14 protein-coding genes are annotated in these 17,256 nt (G+C 69.9%); 4 read left to right on the forward strand and 10 right to left on the reverse strand.

Annotation, left to right across the window (positions count from 1 at the left end; all coding sequences use genetic code 11):
* Window positions 1-109 precede the first annotated feature (109 nt).
* Entirely contained in the window at window positions 110-565 is a 456-nt protein-coding gene (locus SCAB_RS27625) for a hypothetical protein (protein ID WP_013003377.1), read from the reverse strand.
* Window positions 566-929: 364 nt separating this feature from the next.
* Between SCAB_RS27625 and SCAB_RS27630 the strand changes: the two genes are divergently transcribed.
* Entirely contained in the window at window positions 930-1,460 is a 531-nt protein-coding gene (locus SCAB_RS27630; protein ID WP_013003378.1) for a universal stress protein, read from the forward strand.
* A 301-nt stretch (window positions 1,461-1,761) separates the two neighbouring features.
* On the opposite strand, the gene glmS is transcribed toward SCAB_RS27630, so the two are convergent.
* Both glmS and SCAB_RS27640 read right to left on the reverse strand, forming a co-directional pair.
* Window positions 1,762-3,579, reverse strand: a complete 1,818-nt coding sequence (glmS, locus tag SCAB_RS27635; RefSeq protein WP_013003379.1) for a glutamine--fructose-6-phosphate transaminase (isomerizing) — start codon at window positions 3,577-3,579, stop codon at window positions 1,762-1,764.
* Between the two features lie 69 nt (window positions 3,580-3,648).
* Window positions 3,649-3,906, reverse strand: a complete 258-nt coding sequence (locus SCAB_RS27640) for a hypothetical protein (RefSeq protein WP_013003380.1) — start codon at window positions 3,904-3,906, stop codon at window positions 3,649-3,651.
* 186 nt (window positions 3,907-4,092) lie between these two features.
* On the opposite strand from SCAB_RS27640, the gene SCAB_RS27645 reads away from it, so the two are divergent.
* Entirely contained in the window at window positions 4,093-5,676 is a 1,584-nt protein-coding gene (locus SCAB_RS27645; RefSeq protein WP_037729540.1) for a purple acid phosphatase family protein, read from the forward strand.
* Between the two features lie 69 nt (window positions 5,677-5,745).
* Here the strand turns inward: SCAB_RS27645 and SCAB_RS27650 are convergent, their stop codons facing one another.
* Window positions 5,746-6,621, reverse strand: coding sequence for a DUF4429 domain-containing protein (locus SCAB_RS27650; protein ID WP_013003382.1), 876 nt, complete (start codon window positions 6,619-6,621; stop codon window positions 5,746-5,748).
* Between the two features lie 103 nt (window positions 6,622-6,724).
* On the opposite strand from SCAB_RS27650, the gene SCAB_RS27655 reads away from it, so the two are divergent.
* Window positions 6,725-8,335: a beta-N-acetylhexosaminidase gene (locus tag SCAB_RS27655; protein WP_041669724.1), complete on the forward strand. Its 1,611-nt coding sequence runs from the start codon at window positions 6,725-6,727 to the stop codon at window positions 8,333-8,335.
* Between the two features lie 202 nt (window positions 8,336-8,537).
* On the opposite strand, the gene SCAB_RS27660 is transcribed toward SCAB_RS27655, so the two are convergent.
* From SCAB_RS27660 to desA, 4 genes are read right to left on the reverse strand one after another with little or no spacing between them, the layout of a single operon-like run.
* Entirely contained in the window at window positions 8,538-10,310 is a 1,773-nt protein-coding gene (locus SCAB_RS27660) for an IucA/IucC family protein (protein WP_013003384.1), read from the reverse strand.
* Window positions 10,307-10,861 carry a GNAT family N-acetyltransferase gene (locus SCAB_RS27665; protein ID WP_013003385.1) on the reverse strand — a complete coding sequence of 185 codons (555 nt, stop codon included), beginning with the start codon at window positions 10,859-10,861 and terminating at the stop codon, window positions 10,307-10,309. Before SCAB_RS27665 ends, SCAB_RS27660 begins: the two co-directional genes overlap by 4 nt.
* Window positions 10,858-12,171 carry a lysine N(6)-hydroxylase/L-ornithine N(5)-oxygenase family protein gene (locus tag SCAB_RS27670; protein ID WP_173402912.1) on the reverse strand — a complete coding sequence of 438 codons (1,314 nt, stop codon included), beginning with the start codon at window positions 12,169-12,171 and terminating at the stop codon, window positions 10,858-10,860. Before SCAB_RS27670 ends, SCAB_RS27665 begins: the two co-directional genes overlap by 4 nt.
* On the reverse strand, window positions 12,125-13,570 hold the full coding sequence (gene desA / locus SCAB_RS27675) for a lysine decarboxylase DesA (protein ID WP_013003387.1): 1,446 nt from the start codon (window positions 13,568-13,570) through the stop codon (window positions 12,125-12,127). The genes SCAB_RS27670 and desA overlap by 47 nt, the downstream gene beginning before the upstream one ends.
* Before the next feature lie 215 nt (window positions 13,571-13,785).
* Between desA and SCAB_RS27680 the strand changes: the two genes are divergently transcribed.
* Window positions 13,786-14,871, forward strand: a complete 1,086-nt coding sequence (locus SCAB_RS27680; protein ID WP_041669729.1) for an IS630 family transposase — start codon at window positions 13,786-13,788, stop codon at window positions 14,869-14,871.
* Here SCAB_RS27680 and SCAB_RS27685 read toward each other — a convergent pair.
* Both SCAB_RS27685 and SCAB_RS27690 read right to left on the reverse strand, forming a co-directional pair.
* Window positions 14,868-15,677: a siderophore-interacting protein gene (locus SCAB_RS27685; protein WP_013003389.1), complete on the reverse strand. Its 810-nt coding sequence runs from the start codon at window positions 15,675-15,677 to the stop codon at window positions 14,868-14,870. The two genes, SCAB_RS27680 and SCAB_RS27685, sit on opposite strands and share 4 nt — an antisense overlap.
* Before the next feature lie 267 nt (window positions 15,678-15,944).
* Window positions 15,945-16,997 carry an ABC transporter substrate-binding protein gene (locus SCAB_RS27690; RefSeq protein WP_013003390.1) on the reverse strand — a complete coding sequence of 351 codons (1,053 nt, stop codon included), beginning with the start codon at window positions 16,995-16,997 and terminating at the stop codon, window positions 15,945-15,947.
* Between the last annotated feature and the right edge of the window lie 259 nt (window positions 16,998-17,256).

Here is a 17,256-nt window from a genome sequence, read left to right on the forward strand (position 1 = left end):
TGGACCCCTTTCGGTGCAGGTCGAACGGGGGGTGGGGGGGTGTTCGACCAAGGAACACCCAGGTAACCGAAGTTGGCTGAAAAGATACGGGGGTGTGCGCGGAAACCGGTCAGTCGACCGGCGCACTCGGGCCGGGGTTCCGTCCGCCTCTGTGCGCCCCGGCAGCGGGGCGTCCGTGGCGGCCGCGCTGGGGGGTGCGATCTTCGGCCACCGGATCGGCGGGGGCCGCCGGAGGGTGTGCGGCGCTCTCCTGGGCCGCGCGGGCCGCGCCGCGTTCGGACTGGCGCAGCAGGACGCGGCAGACACCGGTGACCGCGGCCAGGCCCAGGGCCGCGCCCGTGGCGCCGGCGAGGGAGGTGCCGTACCAGACGAGGACGACCGGCACGAGGACGCAGCTGAAGGCCGCCCAGCGGACCACGTCCGTGGCGGTGTCGACGGAGTGGGGTGCTGGTGACGCCGTGGGCGAGGGCGGGGACTGGGGGGCGCGTCCGGGGGAGTGCGGCCGGGGCGGGGGGACCTCGTCGGTCCCGGGGGCGGACCGAGGCGCGGTGCGGTGCGCGGACATGCGGGCTCCCTCCTGGCTCCCACGGGATCGGCTTACCGGGGTTCAACGCGTGTTCGAGCCGTCGGTCACTGGTACCGCGTGATCGGGTTGCCGCGGGCGCCGGGGCCCACGCGCCGGCGGCGGTGCCGGATCGGGGCGGGCCGGATGAACCGGCTGTACGTGGCAGCAACCATTGCGTTGAGGGGCGGTGCTCGTGCATGCTCCCTGGAACCCCGCGCAGCCCGTGCGGAATCTGGGCGAAGGAGGCGTGCGGTCGTACCCTTGGGGGTATGGGCCGGGGAAGACGTTTCCCGGACACCGCTCCGCCGCACACTGACGTCCCCTACACGTCGTCCCACACGAGGATCCAAACGCCGAGACACCCATGGCCGGTCAAGAATTCTTCGAATCCGCGGACCGCGAGCGGCGGCCCGTCGCCGATCAGACGGCGGCCGAGCCCCTTGCGGCGGAAGAGGCACGTCCCTCCTGTGATCCAGCGTTCAAGCACGGTGTCGTCGTCGGCTTCGACGGTTCGACGTCCAGTGAGCGCGCTCTCGCGTACGCCATCGGCATGGCCCGCCGCTCCGGCTCGGGCCTGATCATCGTGCATGTCGCCAACCGGCTGCCCACGACCGTGTGGGCCGGCTGCGAGCCGCCCGTGTTCGTCGATGTCCCCGACCACCGGACCGAGGTCCTCGGCCTGGAACTGGCCTGCGCCGACTATCTCGCCGAAGTGCCCTGGATCCTCGTCGAGCGGGGCGGCGACATCTGCCACGAACTCGAAGAGGTGGGGCGGGAGTACGAGGCCGACGCGATCGTCGTCGGGTCGACGCACGGGATCGTCGGACGGATCTTCGGATCCGTCGCGGGCCGGCTCGCCAAGCGGGCGCAGCGGCCGGTCATCGTCATTCCCTGAGTTCCCTGAGTTCCCTGGATTTCCCGAGGGCCCCGAGTTCCCCGAGTTCCCCGAGTTCTCCGACCGGTTCGGAAACGCGGAAGTCTACTGGCGCGTAGGGGTGTTTGTGTCTTTGTGAAGGGCATAACCCGCGTGATGCCTGACGGAGTGGTGTGACGGCCACGGGTAGTTGGCAGCGTGCGCCGGGGAGTTGGGCGACCCCGGTGTCATCGAACGGACCCCCTTGTGATGGGTGCCATCACGCGGGGGTCCGTCTTCGTCGTGCGGCCGGTGCGATCCGCCCGGCCCGTAGGGGAGTTGCTTACTCCACGGTCACCGACTTCGCCAGGTTGCGCGGCTTGTCGATGTCCCGGCCCAGGGCCAACGCCGTGTGATAGGCGAGGAGTTGCAGCGGGATGCCCATGAGGATCGGGTCCAGCTCGTCCTCGTTCTTGGGGACGACGATCGTCTGGTCGGCCTTCTCCTGCTCCTGGTGGGCGACGGCGAGGATCTTGCCGCTGCGGGCCTTGATCTCCTCCAGCGCGGCCCGGTTCTTCTCCAGCAGGTCGTCGTTCGGGACGATCGCGACCGTGGGGAGGGCGGGCTCGATGAGGGCCAGGGGGCCGTGCTTCAGCTCCGAGGCGGGGTAGGCCTCGGCGTGGATGTACGAGACCTCCTTGAGCTTCAGGGAGGCCTCACGGGCCACCGGGTAGCCCCGGACGCGGCCGATGAAGAGCATCGAGCGGGCCTCGGCGTAACCCTCGGCCAGCTTCTTGATCTCCTCCTCCTGCTCCAGCATCTCGGAGATCTGGGCCGGGAGCTTGCGCAGGCCCGCGATGATCCGCTTGCCGTCGCGGACGGAGAGGTCGCGGGTGCGGCCCAGGTGCAGCGCCAGCAGCGCGAAGGCGACCGTGGTGTTGGTGAAGCACTTGGTGGAGACCACGCAGACCTCCGGGCCCGCGTGCACGTAGATGCCGCCGTCCGCCTCACGGGCGATCGCCGAGCCCACCACGTTCACCACACCCAGCACCCGGGCGCCCTTGCGCTTCAGCTCCTGGACGGCCGCCAGCACGTCGTAGGTCTCGCCGGACTGGGAGACGGCGATGTAGAGGGTGTCGGGGTCGACGACCGCGTTGCGGTAGCGGAACTCCGACGCCGGCTCGGCGTCCGCGGGGATGCGCGCCAGTTCCTCGATCATCTGGGCGCCGATCATGCCCGCGTGGTACGAGGTGCCGCAGCCGAGGATCTTCACGCGGCGGATCTGGCGCGCCTCACGGGCGTCCAGGTTGAGTCCGCCGAGGTGCACGGTGGAGAAGCGGTCGTCGATCCGGCCGCGCAGCACCCGGTCCACGGCCTCGGCCTGCTCGTGGATCTCCTTGTGCATGTACGTGTCGTGGCCGCCCATGTCGTACGAGGCGGCCTCCCACTCCACGGTGGTGGGCTCGGCCGTGGTGCGGGTGCCCTCCGTGGTGTAGGTGCGGAAGTCGTCGGCCTTGAGCGTGGCCATCTCGCCGTCGTCGAGGGTGACGATCTGGCGGGTGTGGGCGACCAGAGCGGCTATGTCCGAGGCGACGAACATCTCCTTCTCGCCGATGCCGAGGACGACCGGGGAGCCGTTGCGGGCCACGACGATGCGGTCGTTGAAGTCGGCGTGCATGACGGCGATGCCGTACGTGCCCTCGACGATGCGCACCGCCTGGCGGACCTTCTCCTCCAGGGTGGTGGCCTGGGAGCGGGCGATGAGGTGGGTGAGAACCTCGGTGTCCGTCTCGGAGAGGAACTCGACGCCGTCCGCTTCGAGCTTCTTGCGCAGGTCGGAGGCGTTGTCGATGATGCCGTTGTGGACGACGGCGACCTTGTTGTCGGCCGACATGTGCGGGTGGGCGTTGACGTCGGACGGGGCGCCGTGGGTGGCCCAGCGGGTGTGGGCGATGCCGGTGGTGCCCTTGAAGCGTGCGGGGACCTTGGCCTCCAGGTCGCGGACCCGGCCCTTGGCCTTGACCATCCGCAGGCCGGCGGTCTTGGGCGAGGTGACCACTATGCCCGCCGAGTCGTAGCCCCGGTACTCCAGGCGCTGCAGACCTTCGAGGAGCAGCGGCGCCACATCGCGCCTGCCGATGTAACCGACGATCCCGCACATATAGACGTATCCCCTAGCTGTAGACGGTCGGCCGTGACCGGCCGGTCGTGGCGGACCGGTCGTGGCCGGTCAGCCGTAGACGATGCGGCGCAGCTGCCGGAGCGTGAGCTCCGGCGGTGCGACCGCCCGGTACTTCAGGTCCGCCTCGATCCGTTCGAAGATCGTCGCGTTGACCAGGCCCTGGGCCTGGAGTTCGCGGTGGCGGCGACGGACGTAGACCTCGGTCGTCTCGTCGAAGTAGGCGAGCACGTCCTGGATCACCCGCAGCGCCTCGCCCCGGTTGAGGGGGGAGGAGCGCGTCAAATGATCGACAAGTTCATCGTGCACTCGGTAGATCCTGGGGGAGCGGCGGGCGTTTCGCAAGAATCCTGCCCGATATCGGGCAGGATGCCGTTACGGCCTCTTGGGGGAACGTTGAATGTGTTATGAGTGGCTGTTCGTGTGCCGTCCATCCGGCGTCCCGTATCCCGTCGCCTGAGGCGACGACTTTCGGACACCATGGACATTCCTCGTATGGGCGTACCCGAGCAGCTGGCCGAGCGCATGAGCATGGCCGAGCAGCACGAGTACCTGCGCTCCGCGTTCTCCCGGCGCTCGATGATCAGAGGCGGCGCGGTCACCCTCGGCGCCGTCACGGGCGGCGTGTTCGTCCCCGCCGCGGCCCGGGCCGCCACCCCGGCCGCGCTCCGCACCTCGGTGCCCACCCGGGCCGCCGCGAGCGCCGAGCACGTCGACGGCTCCTTCGTCGCCCCCTTCGGCCGCCACCTCGCCTACGGCAACGACCCGCGTACCGAGATCACCGTCTCCTGGCAGGTCCCGCTCCCGGTCAAGAAGCCCTTCGTCCGGGTCGGCACGCACGCCTCGCACCTCTCGGCCAGGATCGAGGCCGAGGTCCGCACCCTCTTCACCCCGGCCGGTGTCGGCGCGAGCGGCGACCACACCCAGTACTACGTGCACGCCAAGCTCACCCACCTCAAGCCCGGGAAGACCTACTACTACGGCGTCGGCCACGACGGCTTCGACCCGGCCTCGCCCCGGTACGCGGGCACCGTCGGCACCTTCACCACCGCCCCCGCTCTCAAAGAGCCGTTCACCTTCACGGCCTTCGGCGACGAGGGCGTCGGCTACCACGGCCTCGCCAACAACAGCCTCCTCCTCGGCCAGAACCCGGCCTTCCATCTGCACGCCGGCGACATCGCCTACGCCGACCCGGCCGGCCAGGGCAAGACCGCCGACACCGGCTTCGACTCCCGCGTGTGGGACCAGTTCCTCGCCCAGACCGAGTCCGTCGCCAAGTCCGTCCCGTGGATGCCCGCGTACGGCAACCACGACATGGAGGCCTGGTACTCGCCCAACGGCTACGGCGGCGAGCAGGCCCGCTGGAACCTCCCCGACAACGGCCCCGACCCGAAGAACCTTCCGGGCGTCTACTCCTTCGTCCACGGCAACACGGCGATCGTCGCGCTCGACGCCAACGACATCTCCTTCGAGATCCCGGCCAACCTCGGCATCTCCGGCGGCACCCAGACCAAGTGGCTGGAGGCACAGCTCAAGAAGTACCGCGCGTCCAAGGACATCGACTTCGTCGTGGTCTTCTTCCACCACTGCGCCTACTGCACCTCCACCGCGCACGCCTCGGAAGGCGGTGTGCGCCAGGAGTGGGTGCCGCTGTTCGAGAAGTACGCCGTCGACCTCGTCATCAACGGCCACAACCACCAGTACGAGCGCACCGACGTCATCAAGGCGGGCGCGGTCACCAAGAAGCTCCCGATCGGCGGCACCGCGTACCCGGAGACCGAGGGCGTGGTGTACGTGACGGCGGGCGCGGCCGGACGCAGCCTCTACTCCTTCACCGCCCCGCTGTCCTACGAGGGCCACGAGAACGAGGTCGAGTCCGTCCCCTCCTACATCAACACCAAGGCGGGCAAGCAGAACGAGACCGTCACCTGGTCGCGGGTGCGGTACCTCGACTACTCCTTCCTGCGGGTGGACGTGAAGCCCGCGCCGAAGGGGCACTGGGCCACGCTGACCGTGCGGGGCATCGCGGAGACCGGGGCGCAGGTCGACCACTTCACGGTGGCGCGCAGGGCCAAGTAGTGCCGTGGGTGCGCCCGGAAGGCGGGGCGCACGCACGGCCGGGTGCCGGGCAGGGGGTCCTCCCGCGCGTCAGATGCGCTTGAGGACCGCCTGCTTGGCCAAGGTGAACTCCTCGTCCGTGAGTACCCCGGACCGGTGGAGGTCGCCCAGTTCGCGCAGGCGGCGCAGCAGGGCGTCGTGGTCCTCCTCGGGGGCCGGCGCTTCCGCGGCCGGTGCGGACGGGGGTAGCGGCTGGGGAGCCGGGGCCGCCGGATGCGGGAGCCGGGCCTGGACGGCCGCCGCGACCAGGGCCATCAGCGGATCCTTCTTGAAGCCCCACAGCTCCACGGAGTTGGGGTCGTACTTGGGCGGCGCCTTCGTCGGCGCGTTCCGCACGGTGAAGCGCAGCCAGCCGTTCTCCAGGCCGACCGAGGGGTGCCACTCCACGCCCGCTATGTCGGCCAGCGGCAGCGTCCGCGTCCCGGATGCCGCCTTCGCCTCCTCGGTCTTCCAGTTCCACTCAAGGCGTACGTGGTCGCCGTCGAAGCTCGCGGTGCCGTCCCCGGCGGAGACGGAGAGCGGGACGGCGGGCCCGGCGAGCAGATATTTGTCCACCGCGTCGCCCGGCACCTCGTCCAGCAGCAGCGCGTTGCGCACCTCGTCCACGACGTACTCGGCGACCCCGTACCGGTCGGAGTCGACGCTCAGCCGATACGGGTCGTGGGCGTCGGTGAGCCGGCCGCCGGTGGCCTGGAGGAGCGGGTCGGAGCCGTCGCGCAGCCTCAGGCGCAGCCGCCCCGACTTCTTCCCCTGTTCGAAGGAGATGCCCGCCAACGCCCCGAGCGGCACGGCGAGTTCACCGAGGGTCTTGCGCAGCAGGCTGACGCTCTTGTCGCGGCCGGGGGTCAGCCGCAGGGTGTCGCCGTCGAAGGTCCACGTGCCGTCGCGCTGGAGGATTTCCGCCATGCAGAGGATTCTTCCATCGGTCGCCGGGGAGATGGTCTAGACCTGAAGGGGGTGGAGGGGCGAGGGTGGGGAGCGCACTGTTCGATCGGTGGAGGGAGCACTCGTGAGTCCGCGTCACAGATCGACCCGCCTGCTCGGCTCGCTGCTGCTGGTGGCGACCGGGATGTTCGCCGTGGGAGCCGCACCCGTGTCACACAACACCCAGGCCGCCGCCACCGTCCCGCTCGGGCAGGTGATCCCGGCCCCCGCCGCGGTGCGGCCCGCCGGATCGCCGTACCGGCTCACGAGTGCCGCGCGCATCGTCGTGGACGGCGGGCCCGAGGTCCGCCGGATCGGGGAGTACCTCGCGGGGATCCTGCGGCCCTCGACGGGATACCGGCTGCCGGTGACCGACCGCCGGGAGGCCGGAATCCGCCTGCGCCTGGCCGCAGGGGAGACGGGTCTCGGCCAGGAGGGCTACCGGCTGGAGAGCGGCCCCGCGGGCGTGACGCTCACCGCCCGCGCGCCCGCCGGACTCTTCCACGCCGTGCAGACCCTGCGTCAGCTCCTGCCCGCCGCCGTCGAGAGGCGATCCGTGCAGCCGGGGCCCTGGCAGGTCGCGGGCGGCACCGTCGAGGACACCCCGCGCTACGGCTGGCGCGGCGCGATGCTGGACGTCTCCCGCCACTTCTTCGGCGTGGACCAGGTGAAGCGGTACATCGACCAGCTCGCGCTCTACAAGTTCAACAAGCTGCACCTGCACCTCTCCGACGACCAGGGCTGGCGCATCGCGGTCGACTCCTGGCCGCGCCTGGCCTCGCACGGCGGCTCCACGCAGGTCGGCGGAGGCCGGGGCGGCTTCTACACCAAGGCCGACTACCGGGAGATCGTCCGGTACGCCGCCTCCCGCCACCTGGAGGTCGTCCCCGAGATCGACATGCCCGGCCACACCAACGCCGCCCTCGCGTCCTACGCCGAGCTGAACTGCGACGGGGTCGCGCCCCCGCTCTACACCGGCACCGAGGTCGGCTTCAGCTCCCTGTGCGTCGGCAAGGACGTGACGTACGACTTCGTGGAGGACGTCGTACGGGAGCTCGCCGCGCTCACCCCGGGCCGGTATCTGCACATCGGCGGCGACGAGGCGCACTCGACCAGTCACGAGGACTACGCGACGTTCATGGACCGGGTGCAGCCGGCGGTCCGCAAGTACGGCAAGACGGTGATCGGGTGGCACCAGCTGACCGGGGCCACGCCCGCGCCGGGCGCCCTCGCGCAGTACTGGGGGCTGGACGGCACGGGTGCACAGGAGAAGGAGCGGGTGGCCGCCGCCGCGCGGAACGGCACGGGAATCATCCTGTCACCGGCCGACCGGATCTACCTCGACATGAAGTACGACAAGGACACCCCGCTGGGGCTGGACTGGGCCGGGTACGTGGACGTGCGACGCGCGTACGACTGGGACCCGGGAGCGTATCTGGCCGGCGTGCCGGGGGCCGCCGTGCGGGGGGTCGAGGCGCCGTTGTGGACGGAGACGATCACTTCCTCGGCGGACATCGAGTATTTGACGTTCCCCCGGCTGCCGGGGGTCGCGGAGCTGGGTTGGTCGCCGAGGTCCACGCACGGGTGGGACGGGTATCGGGGGCGGCTTGCTGCGCAGGCTCCGCGGTGGGAGGCGCTGGGGGTGGGGTATTTCCGTGCGCCGGGGGTGGCGTGGCCTCCGGCGGTGGGGCGGTAGGGGGTGGGGGGTTCGGTGCGTCGGCGGGTGCGGGTGCGTCGTGGTTGCTCGCGCAGTGCCCCGCGCCCCTGAAAAGCAGGGGCTGCGCCCCGTGCTTTTCAGGCCCGCAGGGCCTGGTCTGTCAGGGGCGCGGGGAACTGCGCGACCAGCCCCCACCGGAGCCGCACCCGACATCCGAACCGAAGTATCGGGCCGCCGGGGCCTACAGGCCCGCGATGGGGTTCTTCAGCGTGCCGACGAGCTGGAGCGCGCCCGCCGGGTCCGCGAGGTCGACCATCTGGCGGTTGTCGCGGAGTTGGAGGCGGTTGAGGCAGGACAGCGCGAACTCGGGGGCGAACATGTCGTACTGGGCGAACTTGTCGGCGAGTTCGGGCATCGCCCGCTGGTAGTCGCGGACGCACTCGGCGACCGTGCGCCAGAACTCCTCCTCGTCCAGGACGCCTTCCTCCGCGAGGTTCGCCGCCAGGAAGCGGAAGAAGCAGTCGAAGACGTCGGTGAAGATCGAGAGGAGTTTCATGTCCTCGGGGACGTCCACGCGCAGGCGTTCGACCGTTGGCGGGAGGACCGCGTCCGGGTCCATGACCGCGATCTCCTCGGCGATGTCCTTGTAGACCGCCCGCTCCACGGCCCCGTCCTTCAGGACCAGGATGACGTTCTCGCCGTGCGGCATGAAGACCAGGTCGTAGGCGTAGAAGCTGTGCAGGAGCGGGGTGAGGTACGCCCTCAGGTAGCGGCGCAGCCACTCCGTGGGGGACAGGCCCGAGCGGGCGATCAGGGCCGCCGCGAAGCCGTTGCCCTCGTGGTCGACGTGGACCAGGGAGGCCATCGTGGCCAGGGACTCGCCGTCCTGGAGGGACGACACCGGGCTCTCGCGCCACAGCGCGGCCAGCATCTTGCGGTACGGGGAGTGCTTGTCGGTGGCGGCCTCGTACTCCAGGTGCCGGTAGCCGACCGCCGCGCGCTCGCGGATGATCGACAGGCCGGTCGACCTGAGGACCGGGTCGTTGGCGATGAGTCCGGCGAGCCAGTCGTTGATGGCCGGGGTCGCCTCCATGTACGCCGCCGACAGGCCGCGCATGAAGCCCATGTTGAGGACGGACAGGGCCGTCTTCACGTAGTGCTTCTCGGGGGCGGTGCTGTTGAAGAACGTCCGGATCGACTGCTGGGCCAGGTACTCGTCGTCGCCCTCGCCGAGGCACACGAGGTTCTGCCGGGCGATCTCGGCGGCGAAGGTGACGGTGAGCTTGTTCCACCACTGCCAGGGGTGGACCGGGATGAACAGGTAGTCGGCGGGGTCCAGTTCGAGGCCGGTGAGGACGGCGTGGAAGCGGTCGACTGTCGTCGTGCCCAGCTCGTCCCGCAGGAAGGTCTCGTACTCGATGCCCACGCCCGCCGTGAACGCCGCGCGCGAGCGGTGCGCGGCCAGCCAGACCAGGCGGACCGGGCTCGCCGTCTCGGGGGCGTACGCCAGGTACTCGTGGACGCCGAAGCCGAGGCGGCCGTTGTTGGCGACGAAGCAGGGGTGGCCCTCGGTCATCCCGGTCTCGACGGCTTGGAAGCCGGCGTCCACCAGCTCGGAGACCGGAGCCTTCGGCTTGGCGAGCTTGTAGCAGGTGCCGGCCAGGGTGGAGGAGATCTCCTCCAGATAGACGGGGAGGATCTCGTCGCTCAGGCCGAGGGACCCCTTCAGTTCGACGAAGAAGTCCAGGGCGGCCAGAGGGAGGCCGACGCCGTCCCGTCGACGGGTGATCGAGTCGGCGTCGACCTGCCAGTGGTCGAGGGCGCGCCGGACGGCGGTGAACCCGTAGCGGGTCGCACCGTCGTCGCTGCGGACCTCGAAGCGGCCGTCGGCGGTGGCCTCCGGCGTGATGAGCCGCTCGTGGGCGAACTCGGCGAGGGCCTTGCGGATCAGCAGGCGTTCGGCCCGGGCCCAGTGGTGGGGGGACAGATGCGCGACGGCATCGGACAGGGTCATACGGTCACTCCTCGGGCCGCCGTGCTCCGGCCGGCCCGGCTGTCGGCGAACTGCTCTCGCGTGCAGAAACTCAGAAGCGCGCGCTTCTCCGGCTTGTCGATCTCGCCGTGGGGGACGAAACCGACGATCTCGTTGAGGGCGTGCACGGCCGTGTTGGACACGTCCGGTTCGACGACGACGCGGCGGGTGGCCGGGTCCTCGAAGAGGTGCGCCATCACGGCGGTGATCACGGCCCTGGTGAAGCCGTGCACCGGGGTGTCCGTCGCCGGCACCAGGAAGTGCATCCCGACGTCCCCGGGCTCGGGCTCGTACAGGCCCACCAGCTCGCGGTGGGCGGGGTCGTACCGCTCCATGAGGAACACGGGCTCGCCGCCCCGCAGCCCCAGCAGGGCCTGCTGGTGCGGATCGGCGGCGACCTCCATGTAGGCGCGCTCGACGTCCTCCAGCCGGGCGCCCTGCATCATCCAGTAGGCCGCCTTGGGGTGGGTCACCCAGCGGTGCAGCAGCTCGGCGTCGCGCAGCGGGTCGAGGGGGCGGAAGGTGAAGGTCATACCGCGAACTCCTGGAACGCGATGGTCTTCTCCACCGGGTAGTACTCGGTGCCCAGCAGCTCGCGGATGATGTACGCGTTGCGGTACGGGCCCATGCCCAGGTCGGGTGAGGTGACGCTGTGGGCGTGGACGGCCGCGTTCTGCAGGAAGACGCCGCGGCCGGTGGTGTCGATCGCGTAGTTGCGGGCGACGTCGAAGTTGCCGAGGGAGTCGTAGCGGAGCCGGTCGCGGACGGGCCGGAGGAACTCCGGCTCGGTGTACCGGTAACCGGTGGCGAGGATCAGGCCCTGGGTGTGCAGCTCGAAGTCCTTCTCCTGCTCCTCCTGGCGCAGCCCGAGGGTGTACGTCCCGTTCTCGTGACCGGCGCTGTGCAGGGCGGAGTTGGTGAGCAGCCGGGTGGGGAGCGGGCCGCCGAGACTCTTCTGGTAGAGCAGGTCGAAGATCTCGTCGACGAGGTCCCCGTCGATGCCCTTGTAGAGGCCCTTCTGCTCCCGCGTCAGCCGGTGGCGGGTGGGCTCCGGCAGCGCGTGGAAGTAGTCGATGTACTCCGGGGAGGTCATCTCCAGCGTGAGCTTGGTGTATTCGAGGGGGAAGAAGCGCGGGGAGCGCGTCACCCAGTTCAGCTGGTAGCCGTGGACGTCGATCTCGCCGAGCAGGTCCCGGTAGATCTCGGCGGCCGACTGCCCCGAGCCGACGACGGTGATCGACTTCTTCCGCTGCAGCTCCCGCTTGTGCGTCAGATAGCGGGAGTTGTGGATCCAGTCGCCGTCCAGGTCCCGGACCGTCTCCGGGACGTACGGGGGAGTGCCGGTGCCGAGGACGAGGTGCCGGGCGCGCAGGACGTCGCCGGCGGCCGTCCGTACGGCGTAGACCTCGTCCGCGTCCTCGTACGTCACCTCCGTCACCGTGGTGCCGAAGCGGACGTTGGTCAGCCGGCCCGCGGCCCAGCGGCAGTAGTCGTCGTACTCGACCCGCAGCGGGTAGAAGTTCTCGCGGATGTAGAACGAGTACAGGCGGCCCGAGTCCTTCAGGTAGTTCAGGAAGGAGTACGGGGAGGTCGGGTCGGCGAGGGTGACCAGGTCCGACATGAACGGGGTCTGGAGGTGGGCGCCGTCGAGGAACATCCCCGAGTGCCACTCGAAGTTCGGCTTCGTCTCCAGGAAGATCCCGTCGAGTTCGGCGATGGGCTCGGTGAGGCAGGCGAGGCCGAGGTTGAAGGGTCCCAGCCCGATGCCGATGAAGTCGTAGGTCCTCACGGCGGGTTCAGGAAGCGACGCGGTCAAGGGATTCTCCCAGGTACTGCTCGGCATGGCCGGCGATCAGGTCGAGCACGGCGGCGATGTCCTCGGCCGTGGTCTCGGGGTTGAGCAGGGTGAACTTCAGGTAGTGGCGGCCGCCGACCTTGGTGCCCGCGACCACGGCGTCGCCGGAGGCGAACAGGGCCTTGCGGGCGTACAGGTTGGCGCGGTCGATCTCGGCGGGGTCGGTGACGGCCTCGGGGATGTAGCGGTAGACCAGCGTGGAGAGCTGGGGCTCCACGACGACGTCGTAGCGCGGGTCGGCGGCGAGCAGTCTCCAGCCCTCCTCCGCCAGGTCGCAGACCTCGTCGAAGAGCGCGCCGATCCCCTCGGCGCCCATCGTGCGCAGGGTCATCCACAGCTTGAGCGCGTCGAAGCGGCGGGTGGTCTGCAGGGACTTGTCGACCTGGTTGGGGATGCGCTCGGTGACCATGCGGCGCGGGTTCAGGTACTCGGCGTGGTAGGTCGCGTGGCGCAGGGTGGCCCCGTCCCGGACGAGCACGGCGGAGGAACTCACCGGCTGGAAGAAGGACTTGTGGTAGTCCACGGTGACGGAGTCGGCGCGCTCGATGCCGTCGAGGAGGCCGCGCCGCCTGCGGGAGACGAGGAGGCCGCAGCCGTACGCGGCGTCGACGTGCATCCAGGTGTCGTACTGGGCGCACAGCTCGGCTATCTCGGGCAGCGGGTCGATGGAGCCGAAGTCGGTGGTGCCGGAGGTGGCGACGACGGCCATGGGGACGAGGCCGTCGTTCCGGCAGCGCTCCAGTTCCCGCGCGAGGGCGACCGTCTGCATGCGCTTGTTGCCGTCGACCGGGACGGAGACGACCGCGTCCGGGGCGAGGCCCAGCAGTTTCGCCGACTTCTTCACGCTGAAGTGGCTGACCTCGGAGGCGAAGATCCGCAGCTTGTCCGTGCGGTCGGTCTTGGCCTCCTCACGGGCGAGGAGCAGGGCCTGGAGGTTGGACTGCGAGCCGCCGGAGGTGAACACGCCGTCGGCGGCGGGCCCGAACCCGACGCGCTCGTTGGTCCAGTCGATCAGTCTGCGCTCGATCAGGGTGCCGCCCGCCGACTGGTCCCAGGTGTCCAGGGAGGAGTTGACGGCGGACAGGACGGCTTCGCCGAGCACGGCCGGGATGACGACGGGGCAGTTGAGGTGGGCGAGGTAGCGCGGGTGGTGGAAGTAGACCGCGTCCCGCAGATAGACCTCCTCCAGCTCGTCGAGGACGGCGGACGTGTCGTGCAGCGGCCGGTCGAGGTCGATCTTCTCGATGACGGGAGCGAGGGCGTCGACGCCGACACCGGTGAACGGCCGGTCGGTGGTGGCGATTCTGGCCGCCACCCGCTCCACGCCTTCGGTCACGGTGCGGCGGTACCGCTCCGCGGTCGTGTCATTGAGCAGGTGCGAGCGCATGGGGAGGTCCTCCGGTGGGGGAACATCAACTTAGGTTAGCCTAACCTAAGTAACGAGGATTCAAGATGGCCTGGACCGTGAGCGTGATCACTCCGGTCGCAGGGGGTGGACTAGTGAGCCGGTTTTGAGTTCTCCCGTCGCCACTTGAGTCGTGTTCCGTTTCGGATCGCGGCTTGGGCGGTGACGGGGCTGGTGGTTTGCGGTCTGCTGTGGGGATGGGCGACAGCAGGCTTGCGCCGTTGGTGTTATCCGATACCGAGCGGCGGACGTTGCAGGGATGGGCCCGGCGCCGGACGACCGCGCAGGGCCTGGCGTTACGGGCACGGATCGTGCTGGCCTGCGCGGACGGCGGCAGCAATATCGCGGTCGCCGCGCGGCTGGGCGTCAACCGGGGCACCGTGACCAAGTGGCGGGCGGGATTCCTGCGCGCCCGGCTGGACGGGCTCAGCGACGAACCGCGCCCGGGAGTGCCACGAACCATCACCGACGCCCAGGTCGAAGAGGTGGTGGTGCGCACGCTGGAGCAGACGCCTCCGGGTGGGACGCACTGGTCGAAGCGGGAGCTGGCCAAGGTCGTGGGGATCTCCCCGGCGAGCGTGCTGCGTATCTGGCACGCCTTCGGCCTGCAGCCATGGCGGACCGAGACCTTCAAGATCTCTCCGGACCCGCTCCTGATCGACAAGATCCGCGATGTCGTCGGCCTCTACCTCGCCCCGCCGGCCAACGCCGCGGTGTTCGCGGTGGACGAGAAACCGCAGATCCAGGCCCTGGAACGAACCGCGCCGGTCCTGCCGATGCTGCCCGGAGTGCCCGAACGGCGCAGCTTCGACTACGTCCGGCACGGCACCGTCGATCTGTTCGCCGCCCTGAACACCGCGACGGGCAAGGTGATCTCGAAGCTGTCCGCGCAGCACCGGGCCGTGGACTTCCGTGACTTCCTCGACGAGATCGACCGCCAGACCGAGCCCGGCCTGGCAGTCCACGTGATCTGCGACAACCTCTCCGCCCACAAGGCGCCGGTGGTGCACAGGTGGCTGCTCACGCATCCCCGCTTCCACCTCCACTTCACGCCCACCTACTCGTCATGGATCAATCAGGTCGAGCGGTGGTTCGCCGAGTTGGAACGGCGCTGCCTCGAACGCGGGGTGTTCTGCTCCCTCGACGACCTCAAGGCCGCACTCGAGGACTGGATCAAGGTCTGGAACGACCAGGCCAGACCCTTCAAATGGACCAAGACCGCCGACCAGATCCTCGACCGAATCTGCCGCTACTGCTCACGCATCTCCGAACCAGCTCACTAGGCCGCGGCGCGCAGCTGTTCTTCGGTCATGCCGTGGCGCCAGTACCCGACGAAGGTGACCCGGCGCCGGTCGATCCCGCGCTCGGCGACGAAGTGCCGGCGCAGCGCCTTCACCCGGCCGGACTCGCCCGCCGTCCAGACGTACGGGCGCTCGGCGGACGGGAGCCGGGCCGCGCGGACGGCGTCGAGCCCGTCCTCCCCCACGAGCCAGGTGATCTCGGCGTCGGCCTCGGTCGCCAGGTCCTGGACGTCCCCGGCGTCCCGCACCTCCAGCCACACCCGGGCCCGGGTCCCGGCGGGCAGGGATTCGAGGATGGCGGACACGGCCGGCACGGCGGTCTCGTCCCCCCAGATCACCACGAGATCGGTGTCCTCGGGCGCCCGGAACCGGATGGCCCGGTTGTCGGCGACGGCGGGGCCGAGCAGCAGGACGCGATCGCCGGGGGTGGCACGGGAGGCCCAGGAGGAGGCGGGGCCGGCCGGGGTGTGCAGCACGAAGTCGATGTCGACCTCGTCGGGGTCCCGGCGCAGCGACCGGAGTGTGTACGACCGCATCACCGCCCGCACGTCGTCCGGCAGTTCCCGCCACGCCTGCCACCAGCCGTCGCCCAGCTCGTGGGGCACGGCCGGGACCTCCTGCCCGGGGTGCGGCAGGAACAACGACAGCGACTGGTCCCTGCCGTCGGAGTGGAAGAACCGCAGGTCGTCCCCGGCGAACGAGACACGCACGAGAGACGGTCCCAGCCGCTCCGTCCGCGCGACCTGAAGGGAGAAGAAGCGGAAGGGTGCGGCTACGGCCGTCGTCATGGGGGCTCCTGGATTGGGGGCGGGAGCGTGTGGGGGTTCGGGGGCAGCTCGGTTCGTTGTCGGGTGCGGGTGCGTGGGGCTTCTCGCGCAGTTCCCCGCGCCCCTGAAAAGCAGGGGCTGCGCCCCAGGCTTTTCAGCCCGCAGGCCCGTTGGCCTTCAGGCCCGCGGGGCTGGTGCTTTCAGGACCGCAGGGGCCTGATGCTTTTAGGGGCGCGGGGAACTGCGCGAGAAGCCCCACCGGGCCGGCACCCGACCCACGCCCTCAGCTCAACTGACCTTCTTGGCCTTCTCGATCGCCTCGGCCAGCTCCTCGAGAAGCGGCGCGCACTTGTCGTAGGACAGGATCGGCTCGGGGTTGCGCCCGATGACCTGGCCCGCCTTCACCGCCGGGAGCTTCTTCCACGTCGCCTCCTCGATGGCGTCCGGCTGGATGGCCGACGTGCGGTTGTCCATGATGATGAGGTCCGCGTCGTACTTGTCGACGTTCTCCCAGCTGAGGTTCTCGAACCAGCCCCCGCTGGCCTTGAGCGCGGCGGCGCTCGGCTCCACGAAGTCCACGCCGAGGGCCTTGAAGTACTCCAGGTCGATGGAGAGGTTGGACCCGGAGACGTAGAAGATGTCCTGGCTGGCGGAGCCCGCGAGCACCTTGATGCCGGGGTTGGCCTTGGTGGCCGCGCGCAGCCGGGCGGCCGCGTCCTCGAAGCGCTTCTTGGCGGCGGTGATCTTCTGCGACCCCGTGTCCGCGCCGAGCGACTTCGCCAGCTCCAGCATGCGCTGCAGGGGCTCGGTCATCTGGCGGTCGTAGACGGAGATGGCGACGCTCGGGGCGAGCTGGGCGATCTTGTCCTTGGAGGTCTCGGGGACGTACCAGAGGGTGCCCGCGTCGTCGAACAGGGTGGTGATCAGGACGTCGGGGGCGAGGGCCGCGTACTTCTCGACGCTGAACTCGTCCCAGACGTTGCCGAGGATCTTCACCTTGCCGATGTCGAGGTCGCCGGCCTGGACGTCTGCCTTGCCGTCCGCGGTCTTCGTCGGGCCGAAGACGCCCTTGACGTCGATGCCGTAGTCGTGGAGCGCGGCGGCGACCCCCACGAACGCGACGATGTTCGCCGGCGTCCTGTCGGTCCTGGCGGTCACGCCGCGGTCGTCCTTGAACGACCAGGGGCCGGACTTCGCGGCGGCCGTCTCCTTGGCGGAGCCAGTGCCGCTGCTCGTCGGGCTCTCGTCCCCGCAGGCGGCGAGCACGGCACCGAGACCGAGTGCGCCACCGGCGGCGAGGATGCCACGGCGGGTGAGGTGAGCGGCTCTGGCGTTGGACATGTGTATGGCTACTTTCGAACGGGGCGGAGGGCCGCCCGTGAGCGAGTTCGAAGGCAGGTTAGCCTAACCTCACTGATTGTCCAGCGGGTGGCCCCTTGGGGTGGAGTCCCCGGATCCGCCTCCGTTCATTCTTTGAATTACCTGTGAATCGAAGGATGATGGGGCGCGTGAAGGCCCATTGGCCTTTTGGGTGGCGGTTTGTGCCGCTGATGTGAAGGTACTCCAGGATCGGCCCGGCGGGTGCGCATGACGGACAAAA

Origin of the sequence: Streptomyces scabiei 87.22, from assembly GCF_000091305.1 — a bacterium.
Taxonomy (GTDB): domain Bacteria; phylum Actinomycetota; class Actinomycetes; order Streptomycetales; family Streptomycetaceae; genus Streptomyces; species Streptomyces scabiei.

Excerpts from the sequence above, each read along its gene's own strand:
- SCAB_RS27625 (WP_013003377.1), bottom strand. The coding sequence starts at position 565 with ATGTCCGCGCACCGCACCGCGCCTCGGTCCGCCCCCGGGACCGACGAG.
- SCAB_RS27630 (WP_013003378.1), top strand. The coding sequence starts at position 930 with ATGGCCGGTCAAGAATTCTTCGAATCCGCGGACCGCGAGCGGCGGCCC.
- glmS (WP_013003379.1), bottom strand. The coding sequence starts at position 3,579 with ATGTGCGGGATCGTCGGTTACATCGGCAGGCGCGATGTGGCGCCGCTG.
- SCAB_RS27645 (WP_037729540.1), top strand. The coding sequence starts at position 4,093 with ATGGGCGTACCCGAGCAGCTGGCCGAGCGCATGAGCATGGCCGAGCAG.
- SCAB_RS27650 (WP_013003382.1), bottom strand. The coding sequence starts at position 6,621 with ATGGCGGAAATCCTCCAGCGCGACGGCACGTGGACCTTCGACGGCGAC.
- SCAB_RS27660 (WP_013003384.1), bottom strand. The coding sequence starts at position 10,310 with ATGACCCTGTCCGATGCCGTCGCGCATCTGTCCCCCCACCACTGGGCC.
- SCAB_RS27665 (WP_013003385.1), bottom strand. The coding sequence starts at position 10,861 with ATGACCTTCACCTTCCGCCCCCTCGACCCGCTGCGCGACGCCGAGCTG.
- SCAB_RS27670 (WP_173402912.1), bottom strand. The coding sequence starts at position 12,171 with ATGCCGAGCAGTACCTGGGAGAATCCCTTGACCGCGTCGCTTCCTGAA.
- desA (WP_013003387.1), bottom strand. The coding sequence starts at position 13,570 with ATGCGCTCGCACCTGCTCAATGACACGACCGCGGAGCGGTACCGCCGC.
- SCAB_RS27680 (WP_041669729.1), top strand. The coding sequence starts at position 13,786 with ATGGGCGACAGCAGGCTTGCGCCGTTGGTGTTATCCGATACCGAGCGG.
- SCAB_RS27685 (WP_013003389.1), bottom strand. The coding sequence starts at position 15,677 with ATGACGACGGCCGTAGCCGCACCCTTCCGCTTCTTCTCCCTTCAGGTC.
- SCAB_RS27690 (WP_013003390.1), bottom strand. The coding sequence starts at position 16,997 with ATGTCCAACGCCAGAGCCGCTCACCTCACCCGCCGTGGCATCCTCGCC.